Origin of the sequence: Amycolatopsis sp. FBCC-B4732 (assembly GCF_023008405.1) — a bacterium.
GTDB classification, from domain to species: domain Bacteria; phylum Actinomycetota; class Actinomycetes; order Mycobacteriales; family Pseudonocardiaceae; genus Amycolatopsis; species Amycolatopsis pretoriensis_A.
The window spans coordinates 3,495,576-3,510,551 of sequence record NZ_CP095376.1 but is presented as its reverse complement, the minus strand read 5'-3'; the positions used below and the strand labels follow the sequence as shown (position 1 = coordinate 3,510,551).

11 protein-coding genes are annotated in these 14,976 nt (G+C 73.1%); 2 read left to right on the top strand and 9 right to left on the bottom strand.

From position 1 onward, the window contains the following. The 5 genes from glgC to MUY14_RS15060 form a co-directional block, all read right to left on the bottom strand. Positions 1-1,218 carry a glucose-1-phosphate adenylyltransferase gene (glgC, locus tag MUY14_RS15080; protein WP_247023631.1) on the bottom strand — a complete coding sequence of 406 codons (1,218 nt, stop codon included), beginning with the start codon at positions 1,216-1,218 and terminating at the stop codon, positions 1-3. Beyond that, positions 1,215-2,369, bottom strand: a complete 1,155-nt coding sequence (gene glgA, locus MUY14_RS15075) for a glycogen synthase (protein WP_247023630.1) — start codon at positions 2,367-2,369, stop codon at positions 1,215-1,217. The genes glgC and glgA overlap by 4 nt, the downstream gene beginning before the upstream one ends. Positions 2,370-2,462: 93 nt before the next feature. Continuing rightward, positions 2,463-3,998, bottom strand: coding sequence for a hypothetical protein (locus MUY14_RS15070; RefSeq protein ID WP_315863273.1), 1,536 nt, complete (start codon positions 3,996-3,998; stop codon positions 2,463-2,465). Between the two features lie 146 nt (positions 3,999-4,144). Next, positions 4,145-5,647 (bottom strand): choice-of-anchor A family protein, encoded by a 1,503-nt coding sequence (locus MUY14_RS46875; protein WP_281506298.1) that lies wholly within the window; start codon positions 5,645-5,647, stop codon positions 4,145-4,147. Positions 5,648-6,351: 704 nt separating this feature from the next. Then, positions 6,352-6,738: an STAS domain-containing protein gene (locus MUY14_RS15060; RefSeq protein WP_247023629.1), complete on the bottom strand. Its 387-nt coding sequence runs from the start codon at positions 6,736-6,738 to the stop codon at positions 6,352-6,354. Positions 6,739-7,061: 323 nt separating this feature from the next. Here MUY14_RS15060 and MUY14_RS15055 point away from each other — a divergent pair, with 323 nt between their 5' ends. After that, complete coding sequence (locus MUY14_RS15055) at positions 7,062-7,943, top strand: MerR family transcriptional regulator (protein WP_247023628.1); 882 nt, start codon at positions 7,062-7,064, stop codon at positions 7,941-7,943. A 1,080-nt stretch (positions 7,944-9,023) separates the two neighbouring features. Here MUY14_RS15055 and MUY14_RS15050 read toward each other — a convergent pair. Beyond that, positions 9,024-9,458 carry an SRPBCC family protein gene (locus tag MUY14_RS15050; RefSeq protein WP_247023627.1) on the bottom strand — a complete coding sequence of 145 codons (435 nt, stop codon included), beginning with the start codon at positions 9,456-9,458 and terminating at the stop codon, positions 9,024-9,026. Positions 9,459-9,650: 192 nt separating this feature from the next. Between MUY14_RS15050 and MUY14_RS15045 the strand changes: the two genes are divergently transcribed. Next, positions 9,651-13,244 carry a discoidin domain-containing protein gene (locus MUY14_RS15045; protein ID WP_247023626.1) on the top strand — a complete coding sequence of 1,198 codons (3,594 nt, stop codon included), beginning with the start codon at positions 9,651-9,653 and terminating at the stop codon, positions 13,242-13,244. On the opposite strand, the gene MUY14_RS15040 is transcribed toward MUY14_RS15045, so the two are convergent. From MUY14_RS15040 to MUY14_RS15030, 3 genes are read right to left on the bottom strand one after another with little or no spacing between them, the layout of a single operon-like run. Continuing rightward, complete coding sequence (locus tag MUY14_RS15040; RefSeq protein WP_247023625.1) at positions 13,237-13,398, bottom strand: hypothetical protein; 162 nt, start codon at positions 13,396-13,398, stop codon at positions 13,237-13,239. The two genes, MUY14_RS15045 and MUY14_RS15040, sit on opposite strands and share 8 nt — an antisense overlap. Then, positions 13,395-14,618 carry a hypothetical protein gene (locus MUY14_RS15035; RefSeq protein ID WP_247023624.1) on the bottom strand — a complete coding sequence of 408 codons (1,224 nt, stop codon included), beginning with the start codon at positions 14,616-14,618 and terminating at the stop codon, positions 13,395-13,397. Before MUY14_RS15035 ends, MUY14_RS15040 begins: the two co-directional genes overlap by 4 nt. Continuing rightward, on the bottom strand, positions 14,615-14,959 hold the full coding sequence (locus MUY14_RS15030; protein WP_247023623.1) for a cupredoxin domain-containing protein: 345 nt from the start codon (positions 14,957-14,959) through the stop codon (positions 14,615-14,617). The genes MUY14_RS15035 and MUY14_RS15030 overlap by 4 nt, the downstream gene beginning before the upstream one ends. Positions 14,960-14,976: the final 17 nt, after the last annotated feature.

Genomic DNA, 14,976 nt, shown 5'->3' with positions numbered 1-14,976 from the left:
TCAGATCGCGCGTTCCCCCTTGCCGAGCACGACGATCCCGCCTTCGCTGACGTGGTAGTGCCCGCGGTCGCGGGCCAGGTCGACACCGATGTGCGCCCCCGGCGGCACCACGACGTTCTTGTCCAGGATCGCCCGCCGCACCACCGCTCCGCGGCCGACGCGGGCGCCGTCGAGCAGCACCGAACCCTGCACCACCGCGCCCTGCTCGACGAGCACGTCGGGAGAGAGCACCGAGTCCACGACCTGGGCCCCGGAGATGATGCAGCCGTTGCTGACGATCGACTGGTTCGCCGAGCCGCCTTCGACGAACTTCGCCGCCGCGCGCTGGCCGGGGTGGGCGAGGATCGGCCACTTCCGGTTGTAGAGGTTGAAGATCGGGTGCGTCGAAATCAGGTCGGTGTGCGCGTCGTAGTAGCTGTCGATCGTCCCGACGTCGCGCCAGTAGCCGTGGTCGCGCTCGGTCTCGCCGGGCACGACGTTGCCGTTGAAGTTGTACACGGCCGCTTCACCCGACTTGACCAGCGCCGGGATGATGTCGCGGCCCATGTCGTGGTGCGAGGCCGCGTTGTCGGCGTCCGCGTGCAGCGCTTCGAGCATCACCTTGGTCGTGAAGATGTAGTTGCCCATCGACACGTACGACTCCTCGGGGGAGTCCGGCAGGCCCGGCGGGTCTTCGGGCTTCTCCATGAACGCGTCGATCATCAGCCCGTCGGTGGTCCGGATGACGCCGAACGAGCTCGCCTCCGACCGCGGCACGCGGATCCCGGCCACCGTCACGCCGGCACCGGAGGCGATGTGGGCGTCCAGCATCTGCCGGGGGTCCATCCGGTAGATGTTGTCCGCGCCGAACACCGCGATGTACTCGGGGTCCTCGTCGTAGACCAGGTTGAGGCTCTGGTGGATGGCGTCGGCGCTGCCCTGGTACCAGCGCGGCCCCAGCCGCTGCTGCGCCGGCACCGGCGTCACGTACTCGCCGGTGAGCGCCGAGAGCCGCCACGTCGTCGAGATGTGCCGGTCGAGCGAGTGCGACTTGTACTGCGTCAGCACGCACAGCCGCCGGAACCCGCCGTGCACCAGGTTCGACAGCACGAAGTCGACCAGCCGGTGCACACCCCCGAAGGGCACGGCGGGTTTGGCGCGGTCGGCGGTGAGCGGCATCAGCCGTTTGCCCTCGCCGCCCGCGAGCACGATGCCCAGCACGTCGGCTCCAGTGTTCACGACGACCTCCCGCACGCTTCGTAGAGGGCGACCGTCCGCTCGGCGATCGCCCTCCAGCCGAACTCGCCGACCGCGCGCTCGCGGCCGGCCGTACCCATCGCGACGGCCCGGTCCGGGGCGCCCACCACCTCGTTCAGGGCGGCCGCGAGGCCCGCCTCGAACCCTTCCGGGTCACGCTCGTCGTAGTGCACGAGCAGCCCCGTCCGGCCGTCGTCGACGACCTCCGGGATGCCGCCGACGTCGCTGGCCACCACCGGGGTGCCGCACGCCATCGCCTCGAGGTTCACGATCCCGAGCGGCTCGTAGACCGACGGGCAGGCGAACACCGTCGCGTGGGTGAGCAGCTGCACGACCTCGGGGCGCGGCAGCATCTCGGGGATCCAGCGGACCCCGGTGCGCGTCCGCTCCAGCTCGGCGACCAGCCCGCGGAACTCCGCGTCCAGCTCGGGGGTGTCCGCGCCGCCCGCGCACAGCACCAGCTGGACGCCCGGGTCGAGCTTCGCCGCGGCCCGGACCAGGTGCGGGACGCCCTTCTGGCGGGTGATCCGGCCGACGAACAGCACGTACGGCCGGTCCGGGTCGATGCCGTGCTTCGCGAGCGCGTCGGTGCCGGGGTCGGGGCGGTAGAGCGCTGTGTCGATGCCGTTGTGGATCACGTGCACGCGCTCGGGCGGCACCGCGGGGTAGGCGGCGAGGACGTCCCGGCGCATGCCGCCGCTGACCGCGACGATCGCGTCCGCGGCCTCGTAGGCCTCGCGCTCGATCCACGACGAGACGCGGTAGCCGCCGCCGAGCTGCTCGGCCTTCCACGGCCGCAGCGGCTCCAGCGAGTGCGCGGTGACGACGTGCGGGATGCCGTGGGTCAGCTTCGCCAGGTGCCCGGCCAGGTTCGCGTACCAGGTGTGGCTGTGCGCGAGGTCGTGGCCTTCGAGGGCGTTCGCCATGGACACCGCGATGTCCATGGTCGTGAACGCGGGCTGGCGGTAGCCGTGGGGATCCGTGTGCCCGGTGGCGTCGGCGCGGTCCGCGCCCCAGCAGTGCACGTCGAGCTCGACCAGCGGCCGCAACTCCCGGGCTAGGAACTCCACGTGGACCCCGGCGCCGCCGTAGACCTCCGGCGGGTACTCCCGGGTGAGCAGGCCGACCTTCATGCCGAAACCCTATGGCCTCACGGGGGTTTCGCGCAGTCTGGCGTCCAGGGGAAATACCAGAGTTTTCCGTCACTGCTCAGATGAGCGGCGTGGTCACGGCTCCCGGGTGAAGACGAAGTGGCCGACACCTTTCGCCGCGGACCGGACCTGCCAGTCGTCCGGTCCGGTCGCCGGGCCCGACGCGTACTGCATCCGGAAGTCCGGTTTGCGCGGCGCCACCGAGGTGTCCAGCCAGTGGTAGTTCACCCGCAGCGCCAGGCTCATCAGCGGGTTCGCCGTCGCGATCCGCTTCTCGACCAGCTTCACCGCCTCGCCGCGGTCGGAGAACTCGTCGAGGATGGCGCACTCGCAGAAGTAGGCCAGGGTGCCGATCTCACCCGGGCTGGCCACGCTGGCGCCGTCGAGCCGCGCGCCGAGCTCGGTGCCAACGCGCGCGTAGTCGTCGGCGCTGGCCCAGTTCCCGAACACCACCGGCGACGGCCACGGCAGGCCCTGGGCGCCGTCGACCGCGGCACCGCTCAGCACGAGCACGCCGGTGAGCCCGAGCGCGAGCACCGGCGGCCCGGTCCGCAGCTCCGGCCGTTCGCGCGCCTGGGCGTACCAGGTGCCGAACGCGGCGACCGCGAAAGCGCTCCCCGCGGTCACCGGCGCCACGTAGTACCAGTGGAACGGGCCGACGCCGATGAACGAGTAGGCGAGGTAGTAGAGGACCCCGCCGCCGGCCAGCGCCGCGACCGGGCCGAGCGCGGGGAAGAGCGGCCACCGGACCGCGAACCGCGCTGCCGCCCACGCGGCGAGCGCGACCACGCCGAGCAGGGCGGGCAGGAACGACACGAGCACCGTGACCGGCCAGCCGAGGTAGTACATCACCGGGCCGGTGCTGTAGCTCCACGGCGCGAACAGCCCCGCCTGCGTCTGCTTGATGGCGAGCGTGTCGGGCACGAACGAACCGAAGGCGATCCAGCTGACGAGGAACCACGGCGCCGAGGTGAGCACCGCGACGCCGGCCGCGGGCAGCAGCTTCCGCCGGATCTCGGGCGCGCTGAGCGCGATGACCACCACGAACACGCCGAGGTCGATCCGGGTGAGGACGGCCAGGCCGGCCACCACGCCGAACCAGAGCGGCCGGCCTTCGAGCGCGAGGACCGTGAGCACCAGCAGCACGGCCGGGATCAGCAGCACTTCCAGCCCGACGGCGGACAGCACGAACGGGTTCAGCAGCACGAGCGCGACCCCGAGCACCCCGGCCGCGGGCGGCAGCGCCAGCCGCCGGCCGAGCCGCAGCCACGCCCACCCGAGCGCGGCGCCGCAGGCGATGGTCAGCACGCCGAGCGCGACGACCGGGTGCGGCCCGCCGGCCACCCGCGTGAGGAGGGTCAGCGCGCCGAGGAGCAGGACGTTCAGCGGCGACGTCGCGGAGTTCGCGGGCGAGCCGGGGATGATGCCCCACTCGCCGTGGACGGCGAGGTTCTTGGCGTAGGCGAGGGTGATGTAGGCGTCGTCGGTGAGGCTCCCGCGCACCACGAGGAAGACGACGGCACCCAGAACCGCCCCGTAGACGGGCAGCCACCGGCCGCGCGTGCTCGTCCGCTCTTCGGTCCTTCTGTCCGCGTCAGTCTCCGCCAGCACCCTGTCCACCTCGCGGACGCGCCGACGGCGCGGGATCCGCCTCGTCCCGATCGAATGCCCTCCGGGGGCCGGGCCCGTCCGGAGGTCACCCGATCGTGACACGGCTCGTGTCGGCCCGCAGTGTGGCCGCGCTCCACTGTGGAGCGTCAGCGCGTCCGGCGGCGGGAGGAGAGGAGGACGAGCGCGATGCCGGCGGCGAGCAGCAGGGCCCCGAGACCGAGGACGGGACCCAGGTCGGTGCCGGTGGCCGGGAGCCGTCCGTGCCCGCCCGGGGTGGTCGGGGCCGGGTTCGGGCCTGGCGGGGTGGTGCTGGAGGTCTCCGTGCTGGTCGCGGTGCCGGTCGGGGTGGTGACCGTGGTCGAGGTGACCGTGGTGGTGCCCGATGGGGTCGTGGTGCTGGTGGGCTCGGTGGTCGTGGTGCTGGTGGCCGTGTTCGGGGTGGTGGCCGACGGCTCGGTGGTGCTCGTGGGTGTGGTCGACGGCTCCGTGGTGGATGGCTCGGTGGTCGGCGTCGTGCTGGTGCTGGTGGGTGTGGTGGTGCTGGTCGGCGTGGTCGTGGGCGCCGTCGAGGTCGTGGTGACCGTGGTCGTGGTGGTCGGCTCGGGCGGCTTCGCGCACGAGGGCAGGTCGCCGGTGAACGGGTACGCGTGGAACTCCTGCCCGCTGCCTTGGCCGGCCCCGGAGCCGTGGACCAGGTTGCCCGCCGTGAAGAAGCGGCCGTTGGTGCCGGGGAGGGTGACCGTCGTGGTGCCGTCCGGGCGGCCCGCGAGCACGCTGCCCTGGAACATGCCGCTGCCGGTGAGGCGGACCACGTGGGCGTCGGGGAAGTTCCACAGCAGGCGGGGGCGCAGGCGGTTGAGCGGGTCGTTGTCGTCGAGGCCGCCGCTGTAGGTGTTGATCACCCGGGCCGAGCCGGTGAGGTTGACCAGCACCGTGGCCCGGGCCGGGATGCCCTCGAACGCGATGCCCTGGGTGGCACCGCCCGGGCCGGCGATGTCCTGGGTGACGGTGAAGACCTGCAGCGCGGACTTCCCGTCGCCGGTGAAGAGCGTCTGGTAGTTCTGGTTCACGACGGTCCCGGTGGCCGCGGCCCGGGCGTAGCACTCGCTGGCGGCGGTGAGTTCGGCGCGCAGCCCCGCGTAGGGCTTCATCGCGGCGGTGTCGTGCACGACGGTCCCGATCACGGTGCCGCTGACGTCCCCGGCGTGCCGGACGACCCCGCCACCGGAGTCACCCACGGCGTCGAGCCGCTGCCCATCGGCCACGGAGAGGTCCCCGCCGACGGTCAGGAAGTCGGCCCCGTCCGGCGGCGGGACGCGCGAGCCGACCCCGGCGACCCCGACGTTGTAGATCGACGAGCCGGAGGTCTTCCGCAGCGTGAAGTCCCCGCCGACGACCACCCGCCCTTCGGCCTCGGCGGCGCTCCCGGTGACGCGCATGTCACCGCCGGCGAAGACGTTGATGGCGTTGTCCCGCCCGGCGAACGCCCCGTTGCCGACCGGCGGGAAAGTCCCGGGACACGACCCGGGCACGCACGGCCCGAGCCCGCCGGGCAGCGGATCGGCGGCCGCGGACAGGCCGATCGGGATCGAAACAACCACGAGCCCGCAGGCCGCCAGCGCCGCGAGGGCGGCATGGGTCACGCGCACGGGACCTCCCCCTGTCCACAGTGGACTTTCCGTGCCGGACGATAGCGGCAGGTCAGGACGGGTGCCCGGCTATCCACCCGATCGGGGAGTGTCGCGATCGGTGACTCGTGCGGGTGGCCCGCCACGGTCGGTGCGCGTGGGCCGTGGCCTGCTGGGCGACTTGCGCCCGCAGTCGTCGGGTCCGCGGGTGCGGGCTGGCTGTCGCGGCACGGGCTTGCCGGGCGACGCCGGAGTTGTTCTCGCCGCCCGGGGGCCGCTGTCGCCCAGTGGCGCGCCCGCCGCCGCTGGGCCTGCCGCTGCTGCACAGCCTGCGGGGCGACGCCGCCGGAATTTCGCTCGCCGCCCGGGGTCCGCCGGTGCGGCCCAGCCTCCCAAGCCTCGTGCCAGGCGGCGCCCGCCGATCCTGCGCGGCCTGCCTGCCATGCGCCAGCCGCCTGTGGGCCCGCCGGTGCGGCCACCGCCTGCCAAGCCACGCGCCAGACGGCGCCCGCCGATCCTGAGTCGCCTGCCTGCCATGCGCCAGCCGCCTGCGGGCCCGCCGGTGCGGCCACCGCCTGCCAAGCCACGGCGCCCGTCGCACAAGGGCCCGCCGATCCCGCGCGCCCTGCCGGGCCATGCGCCAGTCGCCCGGGTGCCCGCCGATCCCGCGCAGCCTGCTGGCTCCTTCGCCGCGGCTTCCCTCGGCGGCCGACCGGCCTCGCGAGTCAGGACACCCGGCGGCTCACGACCGGTGCCTCCGCCACCGCCGCCCGGGCGGCCGCGCGTCCCCGGTGCAGCGGCAGCGTCCGGTCCAGGCCGAGGATGTGCAGGGGGCGGAAGACCGCCGTGTCGCCCGGGGCGATCGCGAAAGCGACGTTGCGCTCGTCGGCGTCGCGCTGGGCCTCGACCAGGACGCTGAAGACCGTCGAGTCGCAGAAGGTCGTCTCGGTGAGGTCCGCGACGACCCCTCGGGCGCCCGCGCGGATCGGGGCCAGCAGCCGGTCGCGGAGGCGGCACGCCGTGCCCAGGTCGACTTCGCCGGTGCAGCGGACCGTGACGATCCCGGCGTCCGTCCTGGTGGAGAGCTCGGGTGCGGTGCGGTGCTCGGTCATCGGTTCCCTCCAGTCGCCCCTTGCGGCGATTGGTACCCCGGTCGGCGTGAGATCACTCGTCCGGGGCGAGTCGCTACGACATTCGAGGGTTAACGATGCACAAGCGTTGCGCGCGGGTATACCGTAATCGGGCAGCACCACCGTTTCCCCGGCACCTCGCCGGTCGCGTCGGATGCCACGCCCCGCGGCCGGCCGGATCCGGCTGACGCGGGCCGGATCACCGGCGCCCCCGCGGCGCCGACAGGGGGACGCGGCAGGCCTTCGCCCCGCCGCCGCGTCCCCCTGCGCGCCGGGCGTCGCTAAGCTTCGGCGGTTCGCCGTCCGTGAGGCGAAAGGAAGCGGTGGAAGCCAAGAACGTCGACGCAGGAGCCTGGGCACCCGGCAAAGTCGCCGAGCTGCTGGGCGTGTCGCCCGTGACTTTGCGGAGCTGGAGCGCGCGGTACGGGATCGGCCCCCCGGCCGGCGCCGGCCGCCACCGCCGCTATTCCGACGCCGACGTCCGCCGCCTCCAGCAAATGCAACGCCTGGTCGCGCGCGGAATGCCGGTGCGCGAAGCGGCGGCCGCGGCCTTCGGCGGCGAAGCGGGCGCACCCGAGATCCCGGCGGCCGACCGGGCCCGCGAGCTCGCGGACGCGGCGGAGGAACTCCACTCGGCGACGATGGCCGGCCTCCTGGACGAAACCCTCGGCAGCCTCGGCCCGGCGGCGGCCTGGACGGACGTCTTCGCCCCGGTCCTGCGCGGACTGGGAGACCGCTGGCAGCGCGGCGACGTGTGCTTCGGCTCGGAGTGGGCGTTGACGACGCAGATCTCCCTGGCGTACGAGCGCTTCAGCGTCCGCTTCCCGGCGGCGGTCCCGGGCCGGCCGGTGCTGCTGGCGTGCTGTCCGGCCGAGCGGCACTCCCTGCCGATGGAGGCACTGCGGGCGACACTGGCGGAGGCGGGCATCCCGGTGGCGTACCTGGGCCAGCTGGTCCCGGCGGAGGCACTGGCGGACCTGGCGGCCCGTCTGGACCCGGTGCTGGTGGTCCTGTGGTCGATGAGCCCACCGACGGCCGACGACCTCCTGGCGGCCCGGGTGAGCGCGCTGGGCCGCCCGGTCGGCACGGCAGGCCCAGGCTGGGACAACTTGGGCGACCGCGGCTACCCGAGGGTGAACGACCTCGAGTCGGCGGTGGAGCTGGCGGCGGAGTACGCCGAGGTGTAGCCCGGTCGGCTCGCTGCTCTGCCGTAGGCGGGCGCGGCACCTCGCCTGGCCAGTCGGCCGGCGGTGGAATCGCGGCTCGCAGAGGTGGCGGGCTTGCAGCTGGCCAGTGGGGTCGCGGCTTGCCGGTCGGCAGATGTGGGCGACTTGCCGGAAGCGTGGCTCGCTGAGGTGGCGGGTTGCAGGTGGGTCAATGGGGTCGGGGCTTGCCGGTCGGGAGAGGCGGGCGACTTGCCGGTAGCGCCGCTTGCCGGGGTGGCGGGTTGCAGGTGGGTCAATGGGGTCGGGGCTTGCCGGTCGGGAGAGGCGGGCGACTTGCCGGTAGCGCCGCTTGCCGGGGTGGCGGGTTGCAGGTGGGCCGGTGGGGTCGGGGCTTGCCGGTCGGCAGGTGTGGGCGACGTGCCGGAAGTGTGGCTTGCCGGGGTGGCGGGTTGCAGGTGGGCCGGTGGGGTCGGGGCTTGCCGGTCGGCAGGTGTGGGCGACGTGCCGGAAGTGTGGCTTGCCGGGGTGGCGGGTTGCAGGTGGGTCAATGGGGTCGGGGCTTGCCGGTCGGGAGAGGCGGGCGACTTGCCGGTAGCGCCGCTTGCCGAGGTGGCGGGTTGCAGGTGGGCCGGTGGGGTCGGGGCTTGCCGGTCGGCAGGTGTGGGCGACGTGCCGGAAGCGTGGTTCGCCGAGGCGGCGGGTGCGGGTGGCCCGATGGAATCGAGGCGCGGCTGGCGGGAGCGGGTCAGCGGAATTCGCCTCGCAGGCGGGGCCGGAAGCCGGCCCATGGGATCGAGGCCCGGCCGCCGGGAGCCGGTCGGCGGAATCCGCTCGCGGGTGGGCCGGGGAGCGGGCTGAGGGGATCGCGGCCCGGCGGCCGGGAGCGGGTCCGCGGAATTCGTCTCTCGAGCGGGGGCCGGGAGCCGGCCGATCAGATCGGGCTCGGTGGGTGCCACCGTGAGCGCGGTTCGGATCCCCGACGAAATCGCGGCCGGCTCAGCCGGGGCGAGTCGTCGCCGCGCGACCGCCGCCGCAAGGTCGTCGAGCCGGTCCGGGCGGCGCCGTCCGGTCCAGGCCGATTCCTCGCCACCCCCACAGGCGTCAGGCCAGCTTCCCGAGCGCCCGCGTCAGCTCCGGCACCACCTCGTCACCCAGCCGCTCGAACTCCCGCTTCAACAGCGGCCCCGCCAGCTTCGCCAGCCCGTGGAACTCGATCTTCGCCTGGTAGCGCACCTTCGTCCCACCGCCGTCCGCCGTCAGCGTGAAGTCGTCCGTCGACGTCGCCGTCTTGTTCGAGCCCACGAACGTCACCCGGCCGGGCTCGCGGCGCGTCAGCCGGTAGTCCAGCTCCGTCTCGCGGCCGCGGAACTCCGACACGTTGTGCCACCGCGCGCCGACCTCGATGGGGCCCGCGTCGGTTCGGGTGCACGACTTCGTGCCCGGGTCCCACTCCTCCGTGTGCGCGAAGTCCTGCAGGTAACCCGCGACGGCCTCGACCGGGACGGGCACCGTGAGCGTTCGTTCGACCTCGACCACGACGCCTCCTGGAAGATCGGTGCGGGTTCGATGCAACCCTACCGAGCACCGCTCAGCGGGGCATGCTGACCGGTTCGCCGACATCGATGTCATTTTTCCTAATTCTTGTCCACCTTGTCTTCTTGACCCTGCCGATGGGCTCAGCGGAAGCTTCCTGGCAACGTTGTCAGCCCACCGGAAACGGAGTTCGCAATGGCGGAGGAGTACGGCATCGCCCCGGATGTCGAGCGCGCGGAAGTCGCCGCTGTCTCGCGGCGGCACGTTCTCGCGGCCGGGACGGGGCTGCTCGCCGGGTTCGGGCTCGCGGCCGTGCTGCCCGGGGCCGCCTCGGCCGCGCCCGCCGCGGTGGCGCCGAAGACCGACCTCGCGCTCTTCCGGCCCGTCCAGGTCTCCTCGACCGCCTACGCCGCCACCCCGGCCGAGTTCGCCGTCGACGGACTCGCGCAGGTCGGCGTCCGCGGCTCCGGCTGGCGCGCCGCCCAAGGGGACGGCCAGTGGATCGTCGTCGACCTGCAGGCCGCCTGCCGCATCGACTCCGTCGTCCTCACCTTCGAGGCGCAGCCCGGCGACCCGGCCTTCGACGCCGCCGCGTCCCGCAGCCGCACCAGCGGCGCCGAGGTCCAGTCGAGCTACGCCACCGCCTTCGACCTCGACGTCTCGGGTGACGGCCGGGCCTGGCGCACCGTCCACCACACCGACGCCGGCACCGGCGGTGTCGTGACGATCCCGCTGTCGGTCACCGCGCGCTGGGTCCGCTTCACCGCGAGCCGCCGCTCGACCACGAACCCGCTGGGCCTCAACGGCTTCCAGGTCTTCGGCAGCGGCCCGCAGAACCGCCCGGCGGTGCACGGCTGGACCAGCTTCCCGCTCCGCCCGCACGCCGACCCGCCCGCGCTCGCCGTGGCGCCCGACGGCACCGTGCCGCTCGAATCCGGCTGGGTGCTCACGATGGACGACTGGGCGCCGACCGGCGACGGCAAGGCGCTTTCCGCGTCCACCGTGGACACCCGGGGCTGGCTGCCCGCCACGGTTCCCGGCACCGTGCTGGCCTCGCTCGTCGAGCAGGGCCAGCTGCCCGACCCGGTGTCCGGCCTGAACAACCTGCACGTCCCGGAAGCGCTTTCCCGGCACGCCTGGTGGTACCGCCGCCAGTTCGGCATCCCGCGCGGCCTCGACACCTCGCCCGGCCGGCACGTCTGGCTCGAGTTCGACGGCGTCAACCACGAAGCGCGGATCTGGCTCAACGGTGCCGAAATCGGCACGCAGAGCCACCCGTTCGGCCGGGGCGCCTTCGACGTCACCGCGGCGCTGCGCCGCTCCGGCGACCAGGCCCTCGCCGTCAAGATCTCGCCGATGCCGCGCCCAGGCAGCCCGGGGGACAAGGGCGCCGACGGCAGCTCCTGGGTCGACGCCGGCGGCACCATGTTCGACAACTCGCCGACCTACCTCGCGGTGTCCGGCTGGGACTGGATGCCCGCGGTCCGCGACCGCGCCTCGGGCATCTGGGACCACGTCCGCCTGCGCTCGACCGGCGCCGCAGTGCTCGGTGACGTCCGCGCCGACACGAAGGTGCCCGACGCCGGCACCGCCGAGGTGACGCTCACCGTCCCGGTCCGCAACGCCGCCGCGACCGCCCAGCGCGTCAAGGTCAGCGCCGCGTTCGGCCCGGTCAGCGTGTCGAGCACGGTCACCGTCCCGGCCGGGGAGACCACCGACGTCGTCTTCCCGAAGCAGGTGGTGAAGAACCCGAAGCTGTGGTGGCCCAACGGGTACGGCGACCCGAACCTGTACGACCTGACGCTCACCGCGGCGATCGGCGCCGCCACCAGCGACCGCCGGACCGTCAAGATCGGCCTGCGGGAGATCGGCTACCAGTACGACCTGCCGATCGTCATCGCCGACGGCCGCGCCACGCAGACCGTCGACCTCGCGCCGCAGACCGCCCGGTTCGTCCGGATGCAGGGCGTCAAGCGCGCGACGAGCTGGGGCTTCTCGCTCTGGACGATGTCGGTGCTCGACAGCTCGGGCACCGACGTCGCGCAGGGCAAGCCGTCGAGCTCGCTGTCGGTGGCCGACGGCAACCCGCCCGAGCGCGCGTTCGACGGCGATCCGAACACCCGCTGGACGTCGGCCTACGACGACAACCAGTGGCTGCAGGTCGACCTCGGCGCCGCGACGGCGTTCGACAAGGTCGTGCTCACCTGGGAAACCGCGTACGCCGCGACCTTCAAGATCCAGGTCTCGCAGGACGGCGGCACCTGGACCGACGCGGCCTCGGTCGACAACAGCCCGAAGCCGCTGACGTTCCTGGTCAACGGCGTCAAGATCTTCGCCCGCGGCGGCAGCTGGGGCTGGGACGAGCTGCTGCGCCGGATGCCCGCCGAGCGCACCGACGCGGTCGTCGCGATGCACCGCGACATGAACTTCACGCTGATCCGCAACTGGGTGGGCTCGTCGTACCGGCAGGAGCTGTTCGACGCCTGCGACAAGTACGGGATCCTGCTGTGGAACGAGTTCTGGGACGGCTGGTCGACCGACCCGGCCAACCACGACATCTTCCTGGCGCAGGCGAAGGACACCGTGCTGCGCTACCGCCACCACGCGTGCGCGACGGTCTGGTTCGGCTGCAACGAAGGCACCCCGCCGCCGGTCATCGACAACGCCCTGCGCGACATCGTCCACTCCAGCACCGACCTGCTCTACCAGGGCAACTCCGCGGGCGGCGTGATCACCGGCGACGGCCCGTACTACTGGCAGGACCCGAAGCGGTACTTCACCGGCGAGGCGACCGGCGGCAAGGCCGGGTTCTGGAGCGAGATCGGGCTGCCGACGGTGTCGGTCGTCGAGAGCATGCGCAACCTGGTCGGGAAGGACGACCCGGGCTGGCCGATCGGCGCACCCTGGTTCCTGCACGACTGGTCCACCGGCGGCAACCAGTCCCCGCAGAGCTACCTCGCGGCGATCGACGCGCGGTTGGCGCCGTCGACGAGCCTGGCGGAGTTCTGCCGCAAGGCGCAGTTCGTCAACTACGAGAGCATGCGCGCGATCTTCGAGGCGTGGAACGCGAAACTCTGGAACGACGCCACCGGCGTGCTGCTGTGGATGTCGCACCCGGCGTGGCACAGCACGGTCTGGCAGACCTACGACTACGACCTCGACGTCAACGGCAGCTACTACGGCGCGCGCAAGGGCTGCGAGCACCACCACGTGCAGGCCGACCTGACGACGTGGCAGGTCCGCGTGGTCAACCACACGCCGGGCGCGCTGAGCGGGGTGACCGCCACCGCGCGGCTCTACGGCCTCGACGGCGTCGCGCTGGGCCCGGCGCAGCAGCAGAAGCTCGACGTGGCCCCGATTTCGGCCGCGGCGGCGTTCACGGTCCCGTTCGCCGACGGGCAGCCCGACCTGCACCTGCTGCGGCTGACCCTGACCGACGCCCACGGTGCGGTGCTGTCGGAGAACACGTACTGGCGCTACCGGACGGACACGGCGATGCGCGCGCTGAACCAGCTTCCGGGCGCGCGCCTGACGACGTCCCTGCGCCCGGACGGCGACGCGTTCACCGCGACGGTCCGCAACGACGGCCGCACGGTGGCGGCGATGATCCGGCTGTCGCTGCGCGAGAAGAACGGCACCGACCGCGTCCTGCCGACCCGCTACGGCGACAACTACTTCTGGCTGCTGCCGGGGGAGACCCGCACGATCCGCGTCGAGCCGCGGCGCCGGGTGCCGAACGCGAAACTGCTGGTGGAGGCGTACAACGTGGCGGCCAAGCTGACTAGCTGACTTCGTCGTCGTCCTCGTCCGGTGGGGGTACCTGCCGCCGGGCGAGGAAGACCAGCAGGCCGATGATCGCGACCGGGCCGGTGAACAGGGCGATCTCGTCCCAGCCGCCCTGGTGCATCATCACCACCCGCGCCGCGGTGTCCACTGTGGTCATGCGCCCGACACCAGGTAGATGCCGACCGCGGTGTAGCCGACCATCAGGGCCAGCAGCGGGTACTGGCCCACCGTCCGGTAGCCGCCGCGCAGCACGCCGAGCGCGCGGTCGTGCGCCGAGCCGACCGCCAGCACGTGCCCCAGCACGATCGCGCCCACCTGGACCACGGCGATGACCGCCGTCGACACCAGCGTGTAGTCGACGACCGCGGGGTCGAAGCCGCGCTGGCCTTCGAAGAGGGCGAACGAGAAGTAGTGGGCCACCGTGTAGCCCACCATGATCGGCACCAGCGTGTGCGCGAACCCCGCGTACGGCTCGGTGCCCTTGCGCAGGTACGGCCGCGTCAGCCGGATGCCGCCCGCGTACGCCAGCGCGGTGAGGGCGATGGCCGCGAGCAAACCGGCCGTGGCGAGCGGGATCGACGGGGTCAGGTCGCTCCAGAACGGGAGCCGGGTCAGGCCGTCGAACGCCGTCGAGCCGAGGACGACCAGGACCAGCGGCGTCAGGCCCGGGGAGCCACCGAGGGCAAGCAGCCCGTCGAGCGGGGAGCGCACGACCAGGCGGCCGTCGGCGCGGCGGCCGACCGGGGACAGCCCGGCGATCAGCACCGCGTAGACCTCGAACCCGTCGCCGCGATCGAACCACCGCGGCCCGAAGACCGCGCCGCAGGTCACGTGTATAACGACGTACAGGGTGACGAACCCGGCGATCAGCCGAGGCGAGTCCGAGTGGCCGGAAGCCAGCTCCAGCCAGAGGAACGCGAGCAGGCTCACGACGGCGGGCCAGTAAGCGAGCCGGGCGGGCAGCGGACGCCGGCCCGGGAACAGCGACGCCAAGGTGCGCACCGGGTTCATCCGCCGCCAGACCGGGCCGAACAGCAGCGACAGCGGCACCAGCCCGACCCAGAACCACACGTAGAACCACGCAGGGGCCGGGTTGGCCGCCGACGTACCCGGCCCGAACCACGCCATCGCGAGGAACCCGGCGAGGAACACCAGCCCGAGTCCTCTGAGGACGAACGAAAGCGCCCGGGAGTCGAGGAAGCGCGCGAACGGCAGCGGACGGCCGGCTTCGGCACCCCGCAGTCGCGGCGTCTTCCACAACAGGGTCAGTGCGACGAACGACGCGAGCACGGCCGCCGCGCCCGCGTACAGCGCGAGCCAGAGCGGGACCGGCAGGTCGGAGCGCCCGCCGAGCCCGTGGGTCAGGACGATCCTCACGCGCCGACCCGCAGCTGGGTCAGCTTCGCCCCGCTGTGGTGCAGCTCGACCTCGAACAGGCCGGGGACGTCGGCGGTGAACGACACCGAGCCGGGCTGCCCCGCGGTCAGCTCGACCTCCTTGTCGTACCCGTGGACGTGCAGCTCGTCGGCGGTGTCGGAGGTGACTTCGAGCCGGACGGCGCGGCCGGGGGCGACCTCGACGCGGTCGGGCCCGGCGACCCGCTTGCCGCCCCGCACGGTGAACTGCGCGACCTGCTCGCCCGCCGGGGCCGGGGGCGCGGGGGTGCCGCAGCCGGCCAGCAGCGCGAGTGTTGTCACCGGCACCAGGATCCGCCGCATCGTTGTCCTTCTCCTCG